20 protein-coding genes are annotated in these 18329 nt (G+C 43.7%); 13 read left to right on the forward strand and 7 right to left on the reverse strand.

The window, feature by feature from the left end; translation table 11 throughout:
- The first annotated feature begins 2 nt into the window (after positions 1–2).
- The gene (infC, locus tag ADA42_RS16990) at positions 3–554 is read left to right on the forward strand and encodes a translation initiation factor IF-3 (RefSeq protein ID WP_076033019.1); all 552 of its coding nucleotides are present in this window, start codon (positions 3–5) and stop codon (positions 552–554) included.
- 53 nt (positions 555–607) lie between these two features.
- On the opposite strand, the gene ADA42_RS16995 is transcribed toward infC, so the two are convergent.
- Positions 608–1066 (reverse strand): Hsp20 family protein, encoded by a 459-nt coding sequence (locus tag ADA42_RS16995; RefSeq protein ID WP_004940478.1) that lies wholly within the window; start codon positions 1064–1066, stop codon positions 608–610.
- Positions 1067–1363: 297 nt separating this feature from the next.
- On the opposite strand from ADA42_RS16995, the gene ADA42_RS17000 reads away from it, so the two are divergent.
- Both ADA42_RS17000 and ADA42_RS17005 read left to right on the forward strand, forming a co-directional pair.
- Complete coding sequence (locus ADA42_RS17000) at positions 1364–1984, forward strand: glutathione S-transferase N-terminal domain-containing protein (protein WP_048766438.1); 621 nt, start codon at positions 1364–1366, stop codon at positions 1982–1984.
- A 117-nt stretch (positions 1985–2101) separates the two neighbouring features.
- Positions 2102–2527 carry a YqaA family protein gene (locus ADA42_RS17005; protein ID WP_025096098.1) on the forward strand — a complete coding sequence of 142 codons (426 nt, stop codon included), beginning with the start codon at positions 2102–2104 and terminating at the stop codon, positions 2525–2527.
- A 21-nt stretch (positions 2528–2548) separates the two neighbouring features.
- Here ADA42_RS17005 and ADA42_RS17010 read toward each other — a convergent pair whose 3' ends face one another.
- Positions 2549–3283 (reverse strand): energy transducer TonB, encoded by a 735-nt coding sequence (locus tag ADA42_RS17010; protein ID WP_048766439.1) that lies wholly within the window; start codon positions 3281–3283, stop codon positions 2549–2551.
- Positions 3284–3364: 81 nt separating this feature from the next.
- On the reverse strand, positions 3365–4618 hold the full coding sequence (locus tag ADA42_RS17015; RefSeq protein WP_004940469.1) for an MFS transporter: 1254 nt from the start codon (positions 4616–4618) through the stop codon (positions 3365–3367).
- A 236-nt stretch (positions 4619–4854) separates the two neighbouring features.
- Between ADA42_RS17015 and rpmI the strand changes: the two genes are divergently transcribed.
- From rpmI to ADA42_RS17030, 3 genes are all read left to right on the forward strand, one after another.
- On the forward strand, positions 4855–5049 hold the full coding sequence (gene rpmI / locus ADA42_RS17020; protein ID WP_002054552.1) for a 50S ribosomal protein L35: 195 nt from the start codon (positions 4855–4857) through the stop codon (positions 5047–5049).
- Positions 5050–5060: 11 nt separating this feature from the next.
- The gene (rplT, locus tag ADA42_RS17025) at positions 5061–5420 is read left to right on the forward strand and encodes a 50S ribosomal protein L20 (protein WP_000124858.1); all 360 of its coding nucleotides are present in this window, start codon (positions 5061–5063) and stop codon (positions 5418–5420) included.
- Between the two features lie 195 nt (positions 5421–5615).
- On the forward strand, positions 5616–5813 hold the full coding sequence (locus ADA42_RS17030) for a hypothetical protein (protein WP_048766444.1): 198 nt from the start codon (positions 5616–5618) through the stop codon (positions 5811–5813).
- Positions 5814–5864: 51 nt separating this feature from the next.
- Here the strand turns inward: ADA42_RS17030 and ADA42_RS17035 are convergent, their stop codons facing one another.
- On the reverse strand, positions 5865–6884 hold the full coding sequence (locus tag ADA42_RS17035; protein ID WP_048766445.1) for a hypothetical protein: 1020 nt from the start codon (positions 6882–6884) through the stop codon (positions 5865–5867).
- A gap of 155 nt (positions 6885–7039) precedes the next feature.
- Between ADA42_RS17035 and pheS the strand changes: the two genes are divergently transcribed.
- From pheS to ADA42_RS17050, 3 genes are read left to right on the forward strand one after another with little or no spacing between them, the layout of a single operon-like run.
- Positions 7040–8020 carry a phenylalanine--tRNA ligase subunit alpha gene (gene pheS, locus ADA42_RS17040; protein ID WP_004940464.1) on the forward strand — a complete coding sequence of 327 codons (981 nt, stop codon included), beginning with the start codon at positions 7040–7042 and terminating at the stop codon, positions 8018–8020.
- 35 nt (positions 8021–8055) lie between these two features.
- Positions 8056–10437, forward strand: coding sequence for a phenylalanine--tRNA ligase subunit beta (gene pheT / locus ADA42_RS17045; RefSeq protein WP_048766448.1), 2382 nt, complete (start codon positions 8056–8058; stop codon positions 10435–10437).
- A complete protein-coding gene (locus ADA42_RS17050; RefSeq protein ID WP_004940460.1) occupies positions 10434–10727 on the forward strand; it encodes an integration host factor subunit alpha in 294 nt (97 codons plus the stop codon). The genes pheT and ADA42_RS17050 overlap by 4 nt, the downstream gene beginning before the upstream one ends.
- Before the next feature lie 178 nt (positions 10728–10905).
- Here ADA42_RS17050 and ADA42_RS17055 read toward each other — a convergent pair whose 3' ends face one another.
- From ADA42_RS17055 to trxA, 3 genes are all read right to left on the reverse strand, one after another.
- On the reverse strand, positions 10906–11172 hold the full coding sequence (locus tag ADA42_RS17055) for a hypothetical protein (RefSeq protein ID WP_048766449.1): 267 nt from the start codon (positions 11170–11172) through the stop codon (positions 10906–10908).
- Between the two features lie 418 nt (positions 11173–11590).
- Entirely contained in the window at positions 11591–12859 is a 1269-nt protein-coding gene (gene rho, locus ADA42_RS17060) for a transcription termination factor Rho (protein ID WP_004940453.1), read from the reverse strand.
- Between the two features lie 338 nt (positions 12860–13197).
- The gene (gene trxA / locus ADA42_RS17065) at positions 13198–13524 is read right to left on the reverse strand and encodes a thioredoxin (protein ID WP_004940451.1); all 327 of its coding nucleotides are present in this window, start codon (positions 13522–13524) and stop codon (positions 13198–13200) included.
- Positions 13525–13801: 277 nt separating this feature from the next.
- On the opposite strand from trxA, the gene ppx reads away from it, so the two are divergent.
- Genes ppx through proC form a run of 4 tightly spaced genes read left to right on the forward strand, consistent with a single transcriptional unit; the run spans position 13802 to position 18328 of the window.
- Complete coding sequence (gene ppx, locus ADA42_RS17070; RefSeq protein WP_004945413.1) at positions 13802–15322, forward strand: exopolyphosphatase; 1521 nt, start codon at positions 13802–13804, stop codon at positions 15320–15322.
- A 35-nt stretch (positions 15323–15357) separates the two neighbouring features.
- Positions 15358–16182 carry an acetyl-CoA carboxylase carboxyltransferase subunit alpha gene (locus ADA42_RS17075; RefSeq protein WP_004940445.1) on the forward strand — a complete coding sequence of 275 codons (825 nt, stop codon included), beginning with the start codon at positions 15358–15360 and terminating at the stop codon, positions 16180–16182.
- Positions 16119–17495 (forward strand): tRNA lysidine(34) synthetase TilS, encoded by a 1377-nt coding sequence (gene tilS / locus ADA42_RS17080; protein ID WP_081407856.1) that lies wholly within the window; start codon positions 16119–16121, stop codon positions 17493–17495. The genes ADA42_RS17075 and tilS overlap by 64 nt, the downstream gene beginning before the upstream one ends.
- Complete coding sequence (gene proC, locus ADA42_RS17085; RefSeq protein WP_025096105.1) at positions 17492–18328, forward strand: pyrroline-5-carboxylate reductase; 837 nt, start codon at positions 17492–17494, stop codon at positions 18326–18328. The genes tilS and proC overlap by 4 nt, the downstream gene beginning before the upstream one ends.
- Position 18329: the final 1 nt, after the last annotated feature.

Here is an 18329-nt window from a genome sequence, read left to right on the forward strand (position 1 = left end):
AGATTAAACAGCCTGACCGTAACCAACAACAAGGTGCAAAGAGTAACCGTCCTGCGATTAATGACGAGATTCGTTCTAAAGAAGTGCGTCTCGTTGGTGCAGATGGGGAACAAAAAGGAATCGTTTCATTAAATGAAGCGTTGCGTGCTGCAGAAGAAGTCGAACTCGATTTGGTCGAGATCGTTGCGAATGCAGAACCACCTGTTTGTAAAATCATGGATTACAACAAGCACTTGTTTGACCTAAAGCAAAAGCAAAAAGATGCGAAGAAAAAACAGCATCAGGTGCAAGTGAAAGAAATCAAACTACGTCCAGCAACGGATGTAGGTGATTATCAGGTCAAACTTCGTGCGATTTTAAAGTTCCTTGAAGAAGGTAACAAAGTTAAAATCACATTGCGTTTCCGTGGTCGTGAAATGGCACATCAACAGTTGGGTCTTGCTCAGTTGCAAAAAATTGAAGCAGACGTGACAGATTATGGTGTTGTTGAACAAGCACCAAAAATGGAAGGTCGTCAAATGGGTATGTTACTTGGACCGAAAAAGAAAAAGTAAGTATATCCAAATAAAAAACGCAGCCTAATCGCTGCGTTTTTTTATGACTGAATTTATTCGTCGCGGTTTTCAATTTTGCTCACGGTCTTTGATGAACCGATCGGAATATGGCGCGGCAATTTCTCTTCAGGAATTATGCGTTGCAACTCAATCTTGAGTAGACCATTTGCATAATCGGCTTGCTGCACTTCAATATGTTCATCTAAACGTAACGACAATTTAAATGAACGACGTGCGATGCCTTTATGTAAATATTCTACCGCTGCATTTTGCTGCTCTTCATCTGGTTTACCCGAAATGGTCAGCACCTGATTTTCGAGATGAATGCTGAGCTCATTTTGATCGAAGCCTGCGGTTGCAACCACGATTTTATATTGGTTATCACCGAGTTTTTCGATGTTATACGGCGGATAGTTAGGTGCTTCAGATTGCATCGCATAATCAAATAAATCATTTAAACGATCAAAACCGATGCTACGACGAAATAACGGACTTAGACTTACAGTACTCATTGATAAAACCTCCTGATGGTTCAGCAAAGTCTATAAATAAGAAATATGCATTGTGATGACTGTGCATCCACAATTCATGTGCAATATCAGATGATCATTGCCTTTTTAGATATAAGTTCACTTATCATTTTTTCAAGGATAATTTTTAAAATTCTCATCTTGTGATTTTCTTTAAGGTTGTTAAGCAAAGTGACTGTTAGAATAAAACCTGTTTGGTGCTGCTTCTAGAACATGAAAATCATGTTATAAACGTACACAAACAATCATAGATAGAAAAATAGGATAAGAAGGTATTTCATGATCGACCTATATTATTGGGGTACACCCAATGGACACAAAATCACCATCGCGCTTGAAGAAATGGGATTGGAATACAAGATTTATCCCATCAATATCCTAGACAACGATCAGTTTCAGCCTGATTTTTTACGCATCTCACCAAATAACAAGATTCCTGCAATCGTCGATCAAAACGGCCCACATGGCCAACCGATTTCAATTTTTGAGTCGGGTGCTATCTTGCAATATTTAGGCAGAAAAACCGGCATGTTTTATCCGACCGATGAGCAGGCGCGCGTAGAAGTTGAACAATGGTTGATGTGGCAAATGGGTGGATTTGGCCCGATGCTTGGACAAAACCACCATTTTGGCCGTTTCGCACCAGAAAAAATTCCGTATGCGATTGATCGCTATGTCACAGAAAGTAAACGTTTATACAAGGTGCTCAATACCCAGTTGATTGGTCAGAAGTTTGTGGCAGGTGAGTATTCAATTGCAGACATGGCGATTCTGCCTTGGGCACTGCGTCATGAATGGCAGTTGATTGATCTGCACGACTATCCGTATGTGCAGGATTATATTGAGCGTTTAACCGCTCGACCGGCTGTACAAAAAGCCTTATCGTTGAGTATTGTTTAAATTGGCGTTGCCAAATCATGTACCGTGCGTGTTGATCAAATGTCCATAATGATGGACATTTTTTATTAATCTGACATAGTAGTCCATCGATTGATTCATCTTACTCAATACAGCATGATGCAGTATCTGGCGTTATTTATTTCAGCCTTTGGTGCAGCAACCTTGTTGCCCTTACAGTCTGAAGCGGTACTCTTTTCATTTTTAGCATTGAAGCAACAACCCGCCGTTGTACTTCTTCTGGTGGCGACGGTTGGCAATGTACTTGGCTCATGCGTTAATTGGTGGCTCGGTATCAAGATTGAGCAGTTCAAACATAAAAAATGGTTCCCGGTTTCGCAGCAACATATGCAAAAGGCACAGGCGATTTATCATCGTTATGGGTTTTATTCGTTGCTTTTAAGCTGGGTACCGATTATTGGTGATCCGATTACCCTTATTGCGGGTGTGTTAAAAGAAAACTTTTATCGTTTTTTGTTGATGGTCACCATCGCCAAGGCGGGGCGTTATTTGTGTATTTATTTGCTCTACCTTGGCGTGATGTGATGCTTAAGTCACGTGACACAATTACTGACAGGCATCCAAAGAAAAATTGATTTTATCGCTCAGCGTCGATTTTTTATAAAGCCATAGGGTTTTACTGACCTCAACTTTGGCCCCCATTACGGCTTGCATCACTTTTTCATCCAGCGCATAAATACCCGAACCTTTCTTGATTTTAACGCGTGTGACGTTTCCGGCCTTATCAACCTTAAAGCTCAACCGAATGTAACGGTCTTTGCCTTTGAGTTCATCACGATCAACTTGTAATGATGGTTGTTCGATATAGCGAAAGGGTACTTTTTTATCTTGCTGTTGCTTACGCCAGTGTTCAGAATCAAAACGATAGACACAATCGTTAGATTTCAGCGCATGCGCGATTTTTAGGGTAAAGGCCTGATATCCAATGGTTGGAACGGCTGTGTCATCGACCTGAAACGGTTGAATCAAAGCCGCTTTGGTGGCATTGATCAGCATATTGTCCAGTTTGGAAAGTCCAGTACTTTCCTGAATCGTCGCTTGCGTGATTTGCCCGGTTTCATCGGCAACAACCCTCACAATGGCAGCACGATCTTGTTGATTTAAATCGGCATCTGAATATTCAAGTTGAGGCGTTCTGGCCCATTGTAGGCGCGTAGTTAAATGTGCAGGCAGTGCAGCACTTTTTTGAGCGCTCAGTTGCACATTGGCTGCAGGTGACTGTGCATGGCTATGCGCAAAGGGCACGCAAAGGAGTAAAGACAAATAAACAAAGGCTTTCATACGTCGTTCTTTATAGGAAATTAAAATTAAAATATTGCGAAAGTATTCCCTGTTTAAAGAATACTCGCAACAAGAAAATGTCTAATGTTCTGAACTTTTAGTGATATCGACTTTAAACAGATCTTTGGTCTTGGCCCAGCTCAGTGCCACCACCACGAGGGTCATACAGCCACCAAATACCGTTGCTGCGATTGTTCCCATATATTTTGCTGCCAGCCCCGATTCAAATGCACCCAGTTCGTTACTGCTAGAAACAAACATACCGTTGACCGCGGCAACGCGTCCACGCATATTTTCAGGTGGAAAAATCTGCAAAATCGTTTGACGAACCACCACGGAAATACTGTCGCATGCACCGGTCATGGCCAGTGCGAAGAGCGAAAGCCACATGTGGGTTGAAAATGCAAACACAAGGGTAAAACCACCAAAGCCTGCCACTGCCAAAAGCATATTGCGCCAAGCATGCTGAGTCGGTGGAAAACGTGTTAGCGCAATCATGGTGATCAGCGCGCCAATGGACGGTGCTGCCCGTAAATAGCCGAGTCCCGCTGGACCAACTTTTAAAATATCTTCAGCAAAAATAGGCAGTAAGGCAATCACGCCACCAAATAAAACTGAAGCCAGATCTAATGAAATCGCCCAAAGTACAATTTTAGTTTTCCAGATAAAGCGAAATCCTTCACTTAAACTACTCCATAACTGATCATGTTCAATGGCAGGAAAAACACGCTTTTTGAGTAAAGAAATTAGAACAAAGCAGACAAATAGCAATATGGCCACACTAATAAGACTGGTTTCTCGACCTAAATATGCCAGCATAAAACCGCCCAGCATCGGACCAATAATCACACCACTTTGCCAGCCAATCGTGGTCCATGTGGCACCATTGGCATAGAGTTCACGCGGGATGAGAAAGGGTTTAAGTGATGTGGCCGACGGGTTATAAAAGCCGCGTATCGTACCGAGTGCAAAAATTACGGCATAAATTCCTAAAGCTAAGCTGTGGGTGGATAAGTGTCCGAGCGTATAAGCATGAAATAACCCCAAAAGTACCAGAGGCAAAGGAAAGGAGAAAAACAGACAAATTTTCATAATGCGCTGTTTATTGAACTTATCGGCAAAATAACCACCCCAAAGCGAAAGCCCTATAAATGGAATCGCCTCTGCCAGTCCGATCAGGCCCAGAGTCAGTGGATCTTTGGTAATGGTATATAACGAGTACGCAACGATAATTTCTTGAATTAAAATGGCCAGCGTTAAGCAAAACTGGTTGATGGTCACAATAGAGAAATCACGATAGCGTAATGCGGCAAAAGCATCCTGTTGAGCGTTCATAAATATCGTATATTGATAATTTTTACTCAGTATAAGTTTGAATTCTTAAAAAATAGCCATTTATATTGATTTTTTAATGATGAAGAATCTTGCAGTTATTTCACGATAAAGCGGGAACAGAATCAGTAAAACTGCTTTTGTTTTAAACAAAGATACGGTATGATTTCGCCTTCCTTACCTGCAGGTCGGTTTGCAATGGTGCAAACGCGCCGAACAGGTGCCTAAAAGAGGTTACTATGGCTAAGTTAAAAACTCGCCGTGGTGCAGCTAAACGCTTCAAAGCGACTGCAAACGGTTTCAAGCGTAAACAAGCGTTCAAGCGCCACATCTTGACCAAAAAATCTGCGAAACGTATTCGTCAATTACGCGGCTGTGTAATGGTTCATGTTTCTGACATGAATTCAGTTCGTCGTATGTGCCCATACATCTAAGGAGATTATAAATGGCTCGTGTAAAACGTGGTGTAGTGGCTCATCGTCGTCACAAAAAAATTCTTGCTCGCGCTAAAGGTTACTATGGTGCTCGTTCACGCGTTTACCGCGTAGCGTTCCAAGCGGTAATCAAAGCTGGTCAATACGCTTACCGTGACCGTCGTCAGAAGAAACGTCAATTCCGTGCTCTATGGATTGCGCGTATCAACGCGGGTGCTCGTCAAAACGGTTTGTCTTACAGCCGTATGATCGATGGCTTGAAAAAAGCTCAAGTGATCATCGACCGTCGCGTATTAGCTGACATCGCTATGCATGATGCAGTAGCATTTGCTGCTTTAGCTGAAAAAGCGAAAGGCGCTTTGGCTGCATAAGCTAGAGATTCAAAAAAAAGACCGCTTTTTAGCGGTCTTTTTTTATGTCTAAAAATGTGCTTGAGGTATATCGATCAACTACGCCTCTTTAAGTTCTAAGTCTTGAAAATGACTAAAGATGTACACAATTGCCACAGGATGAATAAGACAGGCTTACATGCTTCTTCATACAGTAATAAGAAAAGGAGCGTACGCATGAAAGTATTGGTTGAGGGAATCGAGCAAGGCGCGATTGAAATTGAACTGGGACTATTGCCGCGTTTGGGAGAGAGCATCCGGGTTTTTTATGGGCCAGATGCAGAAGTGAAGGGCGTGGTAGAAGGTGTACATCATGTGATTAATCAACATGATGGCGGTCATAAAATTATTCTTAAAATTAAACCCACCTTTTAAAAGTGCTTAAAGGCTTCTGCACGATTAAGCACCTAGTCAGGTTTAGCCGACTTATAGCCCAAAATAATAGGCACATGCACAGATAATAATGGTTAAAAGCACCAGTTTAATTACACTGGACGAGCCGACTTTATGTGAATGCTGTGGAGTACTGTTTGCAATCTGCGCGGTTGGCGTATGTGCCAGTTGTGGCTCAAGCGGAGAGGCTACTGGCGCAGCAGGAAGCGGATGTGCCGATTGGTAGTGATTGGCTACGCGTACAATCAGCTTGGCATGCATATCCTCAATTTTTTCGGCAAACTGGCGTAGTGCAATCTGCTCTTCAGGGCTGAACATCTCACCTGTTGCATGATAAGGATGCTGCCGCTTTTGCTGAATAAAATGGCTTAAGCGTTCTACTTTATGGAGTAACTCATGTGCCAGTTGGGCGGGATACTCGCTCGGCAATAGTGGGAGATATTGGCCTGTTGCTTCGCTCGAGGCTAAAGTATCTGTACCATAAAAAGGCTTGCCGTTCGACTCAAGATCTACTCCCTGAGCTAAGCGCTGTTCAAATAACTCACGAGATAAAAACGCCGAGATGTCTTTCCAGTTGGCAGTTTCCAGATCGGCTTGAACTTTTTTTGCGAGTTTGTCACTTAAATCGTAGCGCCAAAATGTTGTTTCACGAGTATCGGAACGTTGGTTTAGGGGAATCTCAAAAGCTTGATCACTTAAATACCACTCGGCAAGTTCCTGACCCATAATCCAGGCTGTTTTTTGTGTTTTACTATGCGTCACCAGCACATGACTCGACAGCAACTCAACATTTGGATTTGGATTTTTTTCATCGACCAGTAGATTCGAGGCATGAAGACTAATCCGGTATACGCCTTGCTGTTTAAGCCCTTCAAGCCAAACCTGAAAATGCTGAGCCAGTAAATGCTGTGTGATCAGATCTCGAAAATACAGTGTATGCCGTGTAAAGATGCTGTGCTGCTTCCAGCCTGAAAAGCTAAGATCATGATTCAGATATTCATTGCCATAACTGACCAATGCGAGTTGTTGTTTCCAGATTTGATCAAGTGCCATTGTCGAGTTTCTCATTCACACCAGCGCTCATCTTATACGTTTTATAAATACCCTGCCTAGTAATTTTCCTGCGTTTATGCTTCATCAATCCGTTTAAAAACTGTTAGAATGCAGAGTTTTATTTTCTTTATAACTTTGTTGCTTTGAGAGTTACTATGTCACTGGAAGCCCTGACCACCGAAGCGCTTGCTGCAATAGCAGCGGCTGAAGACCTTGCTGCACTCGATCAAGTACGAGTTTTGTTTACAGGGAAAAAAAGCCAGCTTGCAGAACAATCGAAAGCACTGGGAAAAATGGATCCCGAGCAACGCAAAGTGCAAGGTGCGGCCATTCATGCTGTACGTGAAGCCATCAATGCTGCCTTGACCGAACGCCAAACTGCATTACAACAGGCAGCGTTACAACAAAAACTGGCCAGTGAAATGATTGATATCACTTTGCCGGGCCGCGGCCAGCGCATGGGGAGCATTCATCCGGTCACTCAAGTACAAGAACGAATTTGCCAATTTTTTACGAAAGCTGGTTTTACCGTTGCCACTGGGCCTGAAGTTGAAGATGACTATCATAACTTTGAAGCCTTGAACATTCCGGGGCATCATCCAGCACGTGCAATGCACGATACTTTCTACTTTGATGTGAATCATTTGTTGCGCACGCATACATCGGGCGTACAGATTCGTACCATGGAAACCAGCCAACCCCCGATTCGTATTGTGTGTCCAGGGCGTGTATATCGTTGTGACTCAGATCAGACGCACTCACCGATGTTCCATCAAATTGAAGGACTTTATGTAGCAGAGCACACCAGCTTTGCTGAGCTTAAAGGGCTGTTGATCAATCTGTTAAATGAATTTTTTGAAAAAGACTTAAAGGTTCGTTTTCGTCCATCTTACTTCCCGTTTACAGAGCCAAGTGCTGAAGTAGATATTATGGATGAACGAGGTCGCTGGTTAGAAGTATTGGGCTGCGGTATGGTGCACCCAAATGTACTGCGTGCTGCAGGCATTGATCCTGAAAAATACAAAGGTTTTGCCTTTGGTTTAGGTGTTGAGCGTTTTGCCATGTTGCGTTACGGCATTAATGACTTACGGATGTTCTATCAAAATGACGTGCGTTTCTTGCGCCAGTTTGCCTAACAGTTTTTCAGGATTAGATTTAAGGTTTTATAAAGATGAAAATTAGTGAAAGTTGGTTACGCACTTGGGTTAATCCAGCCATTGATAGCGAAACGTTGACCGATCAACTGACCATGCTTGGGCTAGAGGTCGATGAGTTGGCACCGATTGCCAAGCCATTTACTGGAGTTGTCGTGGGGGAAGTGTTGAGCGTTGAGCAGCATCCAGATGCAGATCGCTTGCGTGTCACTACGGTCAATATTGGCAATGGTGAGCCATTACAAATTGTATGCGGTGCACCCAATGTACGTGTAGGCATGAAAGCACCAGTTGCGACCATTGGTGCGGTATTGCCGGGTGATTTTAAAATTAAAAAGGGCAAGCTACGCGGTATTGAATCGCAAGGCATGCTGTGCGGTGCATCTGAGATCGATCTTGAAGATAAAATCGATGGGTTACTCGAATTGCCACAAGATGCACCTGTGGGCACCAACATCCGCGACTATTTGAAGCTGGATGATCATGTAATTGATATCAGTATCACGCCAAATCGCGGTGATTGTTTTAGTATTCGTGGTATTGCACGTGAAATCGGTGTCATTAACCAGTTAACGGTTACGCCACCTGCTATTGCAGCGGTTGAATCTAGCATTTTAGAACAAAAGCAGGTTCATCTCGCGACAGATGGTGCGCCACGTTATTTGGGCCGTGCCATTAAAAATGTCAACGTGCAAGCACAAACGCCTGACTGGATGGCACATGCACTTAGCTGCTCAGGTATTCGCACGCACAGTATTCTGGTCGATATCACCAACTATGTGTTGATGGAACTTGGCCAGCCGATGCATGCTTTCGATTTGGCAAAAATCGACGGCGATATTCATGTTCGTCAAGCAGCAGATCAGGAAAAGCTGGTCTTGTTGAATGAGCAAGAAGTTGAGCTGAACCAAGATATTATGGTCATTGCAGACAATAGCAAAGCTTTGGCAATTGCTGGAATTATGGGTGGCCTAGACTCAAGTGTCACTGATGAAACCCGTGATATTTTCCTTGAAAGTGCCTTTTTCGCGCCGCTAGCGATTGCGGGTCGTGCACGTCGTTTCGGTTTGCATACCGATTCATCACAGCGCTATGAGCGTGGGGTCGACTTTGAATTGCCAATGCTGGCGATGCATCGCGCCAGTGAATTGATTCAGCAATATGCCGGTGGTGAGTTTGGACCAATCAGTGTGGCTGAAAAAGCAGAGCTATTGCCAAAGCGTGATCCGATTACGCTGCATCAATCGCAAGTCGATGCATTACTTGGGTATCGTGTCGAAACCGATTTTATTACCGATGCACTACAGCGTTTAGGTTGCGAAGTGACTGTGGTTGCCACAGGCGAATGGCATGTTGTGCCCCCATCACATCGTTTTGATCTCGCGATTTATCAAGACTTAATTGAAGAAGTTGCGCGTATTCATGGCTACGACAATATTCAGATTGCCTTGCCAAAAATTGATGTTCAGCTTGCACAGTATCAAGATCATCTTGAATTGGCAGCACTGCGTCAAACCGTTGCAACTTTGGGGTATCAAGAAGCCATCAGCTTTAGCTTTGCAGACCTCAAGCTTGAAAAGCAGCTCAATCCGAAGGTAAATCCGTTGGCCTTGGCCAATCCGATTTCAAGTGATTTGGCTGTGATGCGCAGTACCTTGCTTTCAAGCTTAATCCCATGTGTGCAACATAACTTGAACCGTCAGCAAAGTCGTGTACGTTTCTTTGAATTGGGGTTGCGATTTGATTATCAGCATGCAACATCAATTCACGATTTACAGCAGATCCCGACTTTAGCACTGATTGCGGTCGGCTCACGTACACCGGAACTCTGGCATGGCAAAGTACAGCCAATGGATTTCTTTGACCTAAAAAATGAAGTCGAGCAAATTTTAGCTGCGGGTCGTCTCAATGTGAGCTATGTTCGTTCAGAGCGTGTTTGGTTGCATCCGGGTCAATCTGCCGAGATTTTAGTCGATGGACAGTCGATTGGTTATTTGGGGCGTTTGCATCCATCATTGGAAAATGAACTAGATTTGGGCACAACATGGGTTGCTGAAATTGATCAGAAGGCGATTTTGCAATCTTATGTATCTAATTTTACAGAATTATCACGTTTTCCATCGGTTCGACGTGATATTGCCTTATTAATCAGTGATAAGATAAATGTGAGCGATATTCAGCAGTTAATTAAACAAACAGGTGGTGATCTACTCGATTCGACTTGGTTGTTTGATGTGTACACGGGTCAAGGTGTTGAACAGGGTAAACGTTCGCTAGCGTTTGCACTTCTATGGCAGCACCCATCTCGTACGCTTGAAGATGCTGAAATTAAGTCAGGTATGGATAATATAATTCAAGTGTTGGAAAACACTTATCAAGCGACATTGAGGGCCTCATGACAGCATTAACAAAAGCAGACATGGCAGATCATTTAAGCGAACTCACAAGCCTAAATCGCCGCGAAGCGAAACAAATGGTCGAGTTATTTTTTGATGAAATCAGCCAAGCGTTGATTACAGGCGAACACGTAAAACTTTCTGGGTTTGGTAATTTTGAATTGCGTGACAAACGTGAGCGCCCGGGTCGTAATCCTAAGACGGGAGAGGAAATTCCGATTTCTGCCCGTCGCGTTGTGACTTTTAGAGCGGGTCAGAAATTTAGACAGCGCGTAGGAAATGAGCAGGAATAACCTGCTCATTTTTTTATTCTTCTTTTAAATGCCGATGCTATATTGGCCATGTGTTGAGCTGTGTACGTCGAGTAATTGATTTGATTGTGTCGGTTTGGTTATCAAATTTTCTTGATCACCAGACATAAAAAAAGAGAGCCATAAGGCTCTCTTTTTTTCAAATAATCTAAAATCTAGATTATTTAGCAGCAGCTGAAGAAGCAGCTTGAGCAGCGTCAGTAGCAGCAGCAGCAGCGTTAGTTGCAGCGTCAGCAGCAGCAGCAGCAGAAGCAGGAGCTGAAGTAGCAGCAGCTTCTACAGCAGCTTGAGCTTCAGAAGCAGCAGCAGTTGCTTGAGAAGCAGCTGTGTTAGCGTCAGCAGCAGCTTGTTCAGTTTTCTTTGCACAACCAACGAAAGCTAAAGTAGTAGCGATAGCAGCAGCAATTGCGATTTTCTTGAATAACATGGCATCACTCTCATAAAAAAATTGAGATTAAAAAAAACCTACGTTAGCCTGTTTGTGCTTTAATTATTCCTAAAACGTGGTTAGGTAACAACGCATAGAGCAGTCTAACTGGTCTGCGGATATGCTATCACTGCCCTTTGCGAATTACTACTGCCTGATGTGAAAAAGTGGCTAAAAAAACGATAAAATTGTCTGATTTTTAACAGAAAATAACAATCAAGACTGAATTTTATATTGGATGAACACGGGTTAACTAGTTAAATTTTATACAGTTTTTATAATTGAAGATGATATTAATCAAGTGCTTACACGAAATTTAACATAGAAAACCGTCAATTGTATATTTATGTAAATTAAGTCAACCAAACAAAAAAGGCTGTCGTTATAGACAGCCTAGATTGAGTATTCGCAGCAAAACTTAGTTTGCGGCTTTACGCTTCATTTGGTCAAAGAAATCATCATTGGTTTTGGTTTCTTTCATACGATCCAGTAAGAACTCCATTGCGGCAAGCTCATCCATAGGATGAAGCAATTTACGCAAGATCCAGACTTTACGCAGGTTATCTTCGTCCATCAGGCGTTCTTCACGACGCGTACCAGATTTCTTGATATTCATCGCAGGGAAGACACGCTTTTCAGCAATACGGCGATCTAGGGTAATCTCTTGGTTACCTGTACCTTTGAATTCTTCGTAGATCACATCATCCATTTTACTGCCAGTTTCAATTAAGGCAGTTGAGATGATGGTCAGTGAGCCACCTTCTTCGATATTACGTGCAGCACCAAAGAAACGCTTTGGACGCTCAAGTGCATGCGCATCGACACCACCAGTCAAGACTTTACCCGATGATGGAATCACTGTGTTATACGCACGTGCAAGGCGGGTAATCGAGTCAAGCAAAATCACCACATCTTTTTTGTGTTCAACCAAGCGTTTGGCTTTTTCAATCACCATTTCGGCCACTTGAACATGACGTGCAGGTGATTCATCAAAGGTTGAAGCAACCACTTCACCGCGTACGGTACGTTCCATTTCGGTGACTTCTTCTGGACGTTCGTCGATCAGAAGAACAATCAGGAACACTTCTGGGTTATTGCGAACAATCGATTGTGCAATACTTTGCAACAACATGGTTTTACCGGCTTTTGGCGGCGCAACGATAATTGAACGCTGACCTTTACCAATCGGTGCGATTAAGTCGACTACACGCGTCGTTAAATCTTCTGTGGTGCCGTTACCTAGCTCCATCACCAGTTGTTCGGTTGGGAAAAGCGGTGTGAGGTTTTCAAATAAAATTTTATTACGCGAGTTTTCAGGCGTATCGTAGTTAATCTGGTTAACTTTAAGCAATGCAAAGTAACGTTCACCTTCTTTAGGTGGGCGAATCGTTCCTGTGATGGTGTCACCGGTGCGCAAGTTAAAGCGACGGATCTGGGACGGGCTCACATAAATGTCGTCTGGACCTGCCAGATAAGAACCAGCAGCTGAACGTAAAAAACCAAAACCATCAGTGAGAATTTCGAGAACACCGTCGCCAAAAATCTCTTCGCCATTCATTGCATGACGTTTCAAGATGGCAAAGATAATATCTTGCTTGCGGTTACGAGCCATACCTTCAAGGCCCATAAACTCTGCAATCTTAATGAGTTCGCCAATCGGTTTTTTCTTGAGTTCGGTTAAATTCATAAGTGGTCAGATAGATAAAAGGAGTGTGTGGAGCACAGAAATGGAAAGAGATAAAGGTCAGCCGCAAGCATTCAAATGACGATAAGAATCGCACTTGCACAATCACAAACGCAGAAGTTTGTTTGGTTATTTCAGTATAGAAATAGATGAAGCAATTTCTGTTGCCGAGCGGCGATCTTATGTTTTGTGTCTTGCGAAAAGGAGGCAAATGAAGTGATTTTCCTTCAGCACTTCCTGCTCAAGAACTATAAGTCAGATCAGGGTGATTGTCAATTTCCATGCAAAAAAAATACGCTATCGAACAATAGCGTATTTGATGATGGTGCGTATAAATCGGCTTATACGTTGTCATCGATAAATGCAGCAAGTTTTGAACGCGGTGCAGCGCCAACTTGTTGAGCAACCACTTCACCATCTTTGAAAAGTAAAAGTGCAGGGATGTTGCGAATGTTGTATTTCACTGCAGTATCTTCACATGCAGTTACATCCACTTTTACAATTTTGACTTTACCTTCGTATTCACGAGACAGATCTTCAAGAACAGGTGCAATTGCTTTACAAGGTGCACACCAGCCTGCCCAGAAATCTACAAGAACGGGAGTTTCAGCATCTAAAACGTCTGCTTGGAAGTTAGCATCAGTTGTATTTACAATAGTGGCAGACATAGGTCGCTCCAAATTTATTTTTTGCGGATATAGAAGTTAGACAAATACAGAAATTAAGTATGACATAACCTTCTAGATCAATATAAGGGTTGATTCGTATTATTCAAGGTTATGTGAATTTTGTCTAATGGATGCTTGCGATACTTGTAATCGTAATCCACTATCGTAAAATGGCGATCTAAGGGGAAATCAAGCTTAAAAGATCAGCGAAATGGCTTTTCAATTGGGTGCGTGTGAATTAATCTTAGCGACAATTTTATAAAGGTTTATATCAATAATGGCTGATTTTTTGATAGATGAAGAATTACTTGCTGCCATCGATATGGGATCGAACAGTTTTCACTTGGCCATTGCACGTGTAGATCATGGCGAAGTAAAAAAAGTGGCTTCTATGTCAGAAAAGGTTCAGCTGGCAGCGGGCCTAGATGAAAATAAAAATTTAACCGAAGCTGCACAACAGCGGGGGCTTGCATGTCTGGCTCGTTTTGTCGGACGTTTAGGGTCGGTGCAGCCCAACCGTTTACGAATCGTGGCGACCAATGCGCTTCGACAAGCCAAAAATGGTCATGAATTTATTCAGCGTGCGGCTGAAATTTTACCTAAACCCATTGAAATTATTGCAGGGCGTGAAGAAGCTCGCCTGATTTACTTGGGCGTATCGCATACCATGGCCAATGGTGGGCGTCGTTTGGTCGTCGACATTGGCGGCGGGTCGACCGAATTTATTATTGGCGAAGAATTTGAGCCGATTCAAACTGAATCCTTACAAATGGGCTGTGTGGCATTTACTAAAGCTTATTTCGCTGAAGGGGAAATAAGCGTCAAGATTTTTGATAAGGCTGTCGTGGCTGCACGCAAAGAGCTTTCGGCAATTGCCAATATCTATAAAGCTGAAGGGTGGGATACCGTTGTGGGATCCAGCGGTACCATCAAGGCGGCCAAACAGATCATGGTCAATATGGGGCTAAGCGACGAGCAAGAAAATGTTACGCGTGAGGGCCTTGAAAAATTAAAAGACAAATTATTGAAGTTTCGTCATATCAGTGAAATTGATTTTGAGGGACTAAAAGAAGATCGACGAGCAGTTTTGCCAGCTGGATTGGCCATTTTGTTCGCAGTATTTGATGTTTTGAATATTGATAAACTCGCTTATTCAGACGGCGCACTGCGTGAAGGGGTGATGTACGATCTGCTTGGGCGCTTCAAACATGAAGACATTCGTGACCGCAGTGTACAGGCCTTAATGGGGCGTTATAATGCCGATACCAAACAGGCCGAGCGAGTGGTGAATACTGCACAGCAACTCTTTGATCATGTTGCTGGTCGTCTGGATTTACTCAGTGAAGACAGTGACTTATTGCGTCGCGCTGCCTATTTACACGAAATTGGTTTGGCCATCAGTCATGGTGGATACCATCGCCATGGTGCATATTTATTGCAACATTCTGATATTCCCGGCTTTTCACAAATTGACCAAAACCATCTGTCGCATCTGGTTGCACATCATCGCCGTAAATTGCGCAGTGATGTTAAAACCGATGTTTTAAAGGTGGGTGGGGTCAAACTGATGTATTTATGTTTACTTCTTCGCCTTGCTGTTTTACTCAACCATAGTCGCAGTGATCAGATGCTTCCTGCCATTGAATTAAACATTGTAAATGATCAACAATGGCAACTTAGCGTTTCTGGTGATGCCAAACAATGGCCATTGCTGGTTGCCGATTTGCATGATGAGCAAGAGCAATTTAAGCACTGGGACATTGAGTTGAATATTCAGTCGGAAAAATTTATCGATTAACTCGATTTGGTTAATTTAGGGATAATGCTCGACTTATGAAAAATAAAGCTGCTCAGTCTAAAGCGTGGACAACGGTTCAAATTGCGCGACACCCAGATCGTCCGCAGTTTTTAGATTATGTCGGTGAAATCTTCACTGAATTTGATGCGCTGCACGGTGACCGTCTATTTGGTGATGACGGTGCGATGGTGGGTGGTTTGGCTCGCTTTGAAGGTCGTCCTGTGATGGTCGTGGGTCAACATCGTGGCCGTAGTACACGTGAAAAACTCAAGCACAACTTCGGGATGTGTAATCCTGAAGGCTACCGCAAATCACAACGTTTGCTCGATATGGCAGAACGTTTTAACCTGCCGGTATTTACGTTTATTGACACCATGGGTGCTTATCCGGGTGTAGGTGCAGAAGAGCGCGGTCAAGCTGAAGCAATTGCAACCAGTTTGGCACAGCTTTCAAGCCTAAAAGTACCTGTGATTGCTACCGTATTGGGTGAAGGTGGTTCAGGTGGTGCACTTGGAATTGGTGTGGCAGACCGCGTTATCATGTTATCGCACAGTATTTATTCAGTGATTTCACCTGAAGGCTGCGCATCGATTTTGTGGAAAACGGCTGAAAAAGCAGAACAAGCCAGTGATGCTTTGGCATTGACCGCAGATAAACTACAAAAAATCGGTATTGTAGAGTATGTGGTCGATGAAGGTGAAGGCGCGCATGTCAATCCAGATCAGGTTATGCAAAATCTGCAAGTCGTGTTAAAACAAGCGCTCGATGAATTGCTAGCTATGGATGCAGATGAACGATGCGAAGCGCGTTACCAACGTTTAATGAAATTTGGCAGCGAAAATTTAGGCATCGCCTCTTAATACAGGCCCAGCAATTCTCTGCTGATTCGGTCTTTCTCATTGGATGTAGTGGTGGTATGGATTCCATGCTACTGCTGCATGTGATGTCTGAACTCTTTCCTCATAACATTCGTGCCATTTATATCGACCATCAGCTGCAATCGAGCAGCCGTGCATGGGGCGATTTTATCCAGAATTTTGCACAGCAACATCAGATTCCAGTCACCATCCAACCCGTCGATGTTGAGGCAGGCAACCTTGAAAATCAGGCACGCCAAGCACGTTATGCTGCCTTTTTACGCCATGCACAGCCCAACGATATTCTGGTGTTGGCACATCATCAAAACGATCAGGCCGAAACCGTATTACTTCGCCTCCTTTCAGGCACTGGTGTTCAGGGCTTAGCGGCCATGAAGGAACACGATCACATTCAGACACTTCATCGCTGGCGTCCTTTTTTATCACTGTCTCGGCAGCAGATTCAGGCGTGGGTAGATCAACTTGCATTGCCTTATGTACAAGATGAGACCAATTTTGACACACGCTATGATCGTGCTTGGTGTCGGGAGCAGCTTTGGCCGCTACTGGAACAACGCTTTCCCAAGATGCAGGACGCGGTTGCGCGTACCAGTGTATTGATGCAAGACGCGCAAACCATTTTAGATGAGGTGTTGCAACAAGATTTAGCTGCCACGGGTTCGGACAACCATCTGATGCTGCAACCATTTTTACAGCTTTCAGCTGCCCGCCAGAGGCAACTGTTATCGTTTTGGATGAAAGGCAAAGCAACTTACAGGCCTTCTCTGGATATGGTGAACCGTCTGCAAGAGGAAGTCATTCACGCTAAAGCCGATGCTCAAGCTGCCTTACATTGGAACGGTTTTTATTATGTTCGCTATCAGCAGATTTTGCATCGTATTGCACATGCCGTTTATACCGCTCAAACATTGCCTCAGCAGCAAACACTTGCTGACTTGAAACTCGATCACATGCTTGAGTTGTCATCGGGTCGTTATATCTTAAAAGCAGCAGATATTGGACTATCTAAAGCTCTTCTGGCACGTGAGCTCACTGTGCTTGCACGTCAGGGCGGCGAAAAGATTCATTTTTATGGTCGGGTTGGACATTGGCCACTTAAAAAAGCGATTCAGAACGCACAAATTTTCCCTTGGTTACGTCACACAATTCAAATATTGCTGGTAGATAATGTTATGCTAGGGGTTTTTACGCCCAATGGGTTTTGGCTGGCACAATCTGACTATTGTGAAGTCGGGGGATGGCAACCTTATTTAATTTCTGACGTCAATCATTTGCGAGTTGAGCATAATTCATGAGTGCGACATTAAATTCAAATATCACATTTATTGGTGGTGGTAATATGGCGCAAGCCCTGATTGGGGGGCTGGTTGCGCGTGGATTACCCTCAACTCGGATTACCGTTTCTGATCCGGTCGAAGCAATTCGCCAAGTACTTCAAGAAAAAGAAATTCATGCCATCGATGATAATCTTCAAGCGATTAAAAATGCAGATGTTGTGGTATTGGCTGTTAAACCGCAGGTATTGGCTCAGGTACTTAAGCCACTTCAAGGCTTGTTTGAAGATAAACTGATTGTGTCTGTGATTGCTGGTGCAGAGATTGCAACGATTGCCGCTTTAACCGGAGCCAAACGTATTGTGCGTGTAATGCCCAATACACCTGCTTTGGTACAAACGGGTGCACATGGCTTGTATGCACACGAGACAGTCAGTGCAAAAGATCGTGAACTGGCTAGCCAAATTCTAGCAGCTACAGGTCTGACCATCTGGGTACAGTCTGAGGCACAGATCGATGCAGTCACAGCGGTTTCTGGCTCTGGTCCGGCGTACTTTTTTTACCTAATGGAAAGCATGATCCGTGCGGGTAAAAACATGGGACTAGATGAAAAAGTTGCCACCGCATTGACGCTGCAAACCGCATTGGGTGCAGCGCAAATGGCCATTACCAGTTCGAGCACTCCGTCTGAGTTAAGAAAAAATGTGACTTCTCCAAACGGAACGACTCAGGCCGCACTTGAAGTATTTGATCGTGCTCAAATCTCTCAAAATATTCAGGCTGCGCTTGCCGCAGCGCAAAAAAGAAGTCAAGAGTTAGCCCGCGAGCTCAGCGACAGCACCAAAACGACTTAAG

The sequence above is a fragment of the Acinetobacter sp. 243_ASPC genome (assembly GCF_001054715.1).
Lineage (GTDB): Bacteria > Pseudomonadota > Gammaproteobacteria > Pseudomonadales > Moraxellaceae > Acinetobacter > Acinetobacter soli.

What these genes read in the sequence shown, in the direction of transcription:
- trxA (WP_004940451.1), bottom strand. Translation starts at nt 13,524, where the DNA reads ATGTCTGCCACTATTGTAAATACAACTGATGCTAACTTCCAAGCAGAC.
- ADA42_RS17010 (WP_048766439.1), bottom strand. Translation starts at nt 3,283, where the DNA reads ATGAAAGCCTTTGTTTATTTGTCTTTACTCCTTTGCGTGCCCTTTGCG.
- ADA42_RS17035 (WP_048766445.1), bottom strand. Translation starts at nt 6,884, where the DNA reads ATGGCACTTGATCAAATCTGGAAACAACAACTCGCATTGGTCAGTTAT.
- ADA42_RS17005 (WP_025096098.1), top strand. Translation starts at nt 2,102, where the DNA reads ATGCAGTATCTGGCGTTATTTATTTCAGCCTTTGGTGCAGCAACCTTG.
- ADA42_RS17015 (WP_004940469.1), bottom strand. Translation starts at nt 4,618, where the DNA reads ATGAACGCTCAACAGGATGCTTTTGCCGCATTACGCTATCGTGATTTC.
- rho (WP_004940453.1), bottom strand. Translation starts at nt 12,859, where the DNA reads ATGAATTTAACCGAACTCAAGAAAAAACCGATTGGCGAACTCATTAAG.
- proC (WP_025096105.1), top strand. Translation starts at nt 17,492, where the DNA reads ATGAGTGCGACATTAAATTCAAATATCACATTTATTGGTGGTGGTAAT.
- pheS (WP_004940464.1), top strand. Translation starts at nt 7,040, where the DNA reads ATGTCACTGGAAGCCCTGACCACCGAAGCGCTTGCTGCAATAGCAGCG.
- ADA42_RS17050 (WP_004940460.1), top strand. Translation starts at nt 10,434, where the DNA reads ATGACAGCATTAACAAAAGCAGACATGGCAGATCATTTAAGCGAACTC.
- ADA42_RS17075 (WP_004940445.1), top strand. Translation starts at nt 15,358, where the DNA reads ATGAAAAATAAAGCTGCTCAGTCTAAAGCGTGGACAACGGTTCAAATT.
- pheT (WP_048766448.1), top strand. Translation starts at nt 8,056, where the DNA reads ATGAAAATTAGTGAAAGTTGGTTACGCACTTGGGTTAATCCAGCCATT.
- ADA42_RS16995 (WP_004940478.1), bottom strand. Translation starts at nt 1,066, where the DNA reads ATGAGTACTGTAAGTCTAAGTCCGTTATTTCGTCGTAGCATCGGTTTT.
- ADA42_RS17000 (WP_048766438.1), top strand. Translation starts at nt 1,364, where the DNA reads ATGATCGACCTATATTATTGGGGTACACCCAATGGACACAAAATCACC.
- rpmI (WP_002054552.1), top strand. Translation starts at nt 4,855, where the DNA reads ATGGCTAAGTTAAAAACTCGCCGTGGTGCAGCTAAACGCTTCAAAGCG.
- rplT (WP_000124858.1), top strand. Translation starts at nt 5,061, where the DNA reads ATGGCTCGTGTAAAACGTGGTGTAGTGGCTCATCGTCGTCACAAAAAA.
- ADA42_RS17030 (WP_048766444.1), top strand. Translation starts at nt 5,616, where the DNA reads ATGAAAGTATTGGTTGAGGGAATCGAGCAAGGCGCGATTGAAATTGAA.
- ADA42_RS17055 (WP_048766449.1), bottom strand. Translation starts at nt 11,172, where the DNA reads ATGTTATTCAAGAAAATCGCAATTGCTGCTGCTATCGCTACTACTTTA.
- tilS (WP_081407856.1), top strand. Translation starts at nt 16,119, where the DNA reads ATGCGAAGCGCGTTACCAACGTTTAATGAAATTTGGCAGCGAAAATTT.
- ppx (WP_004945413.1), top strand. Translation starts at nt 13,802, where the DNA reads ATGGCTGATTTTTTGATAGATGAAGAATTACTTGCTGCCATCGATATG.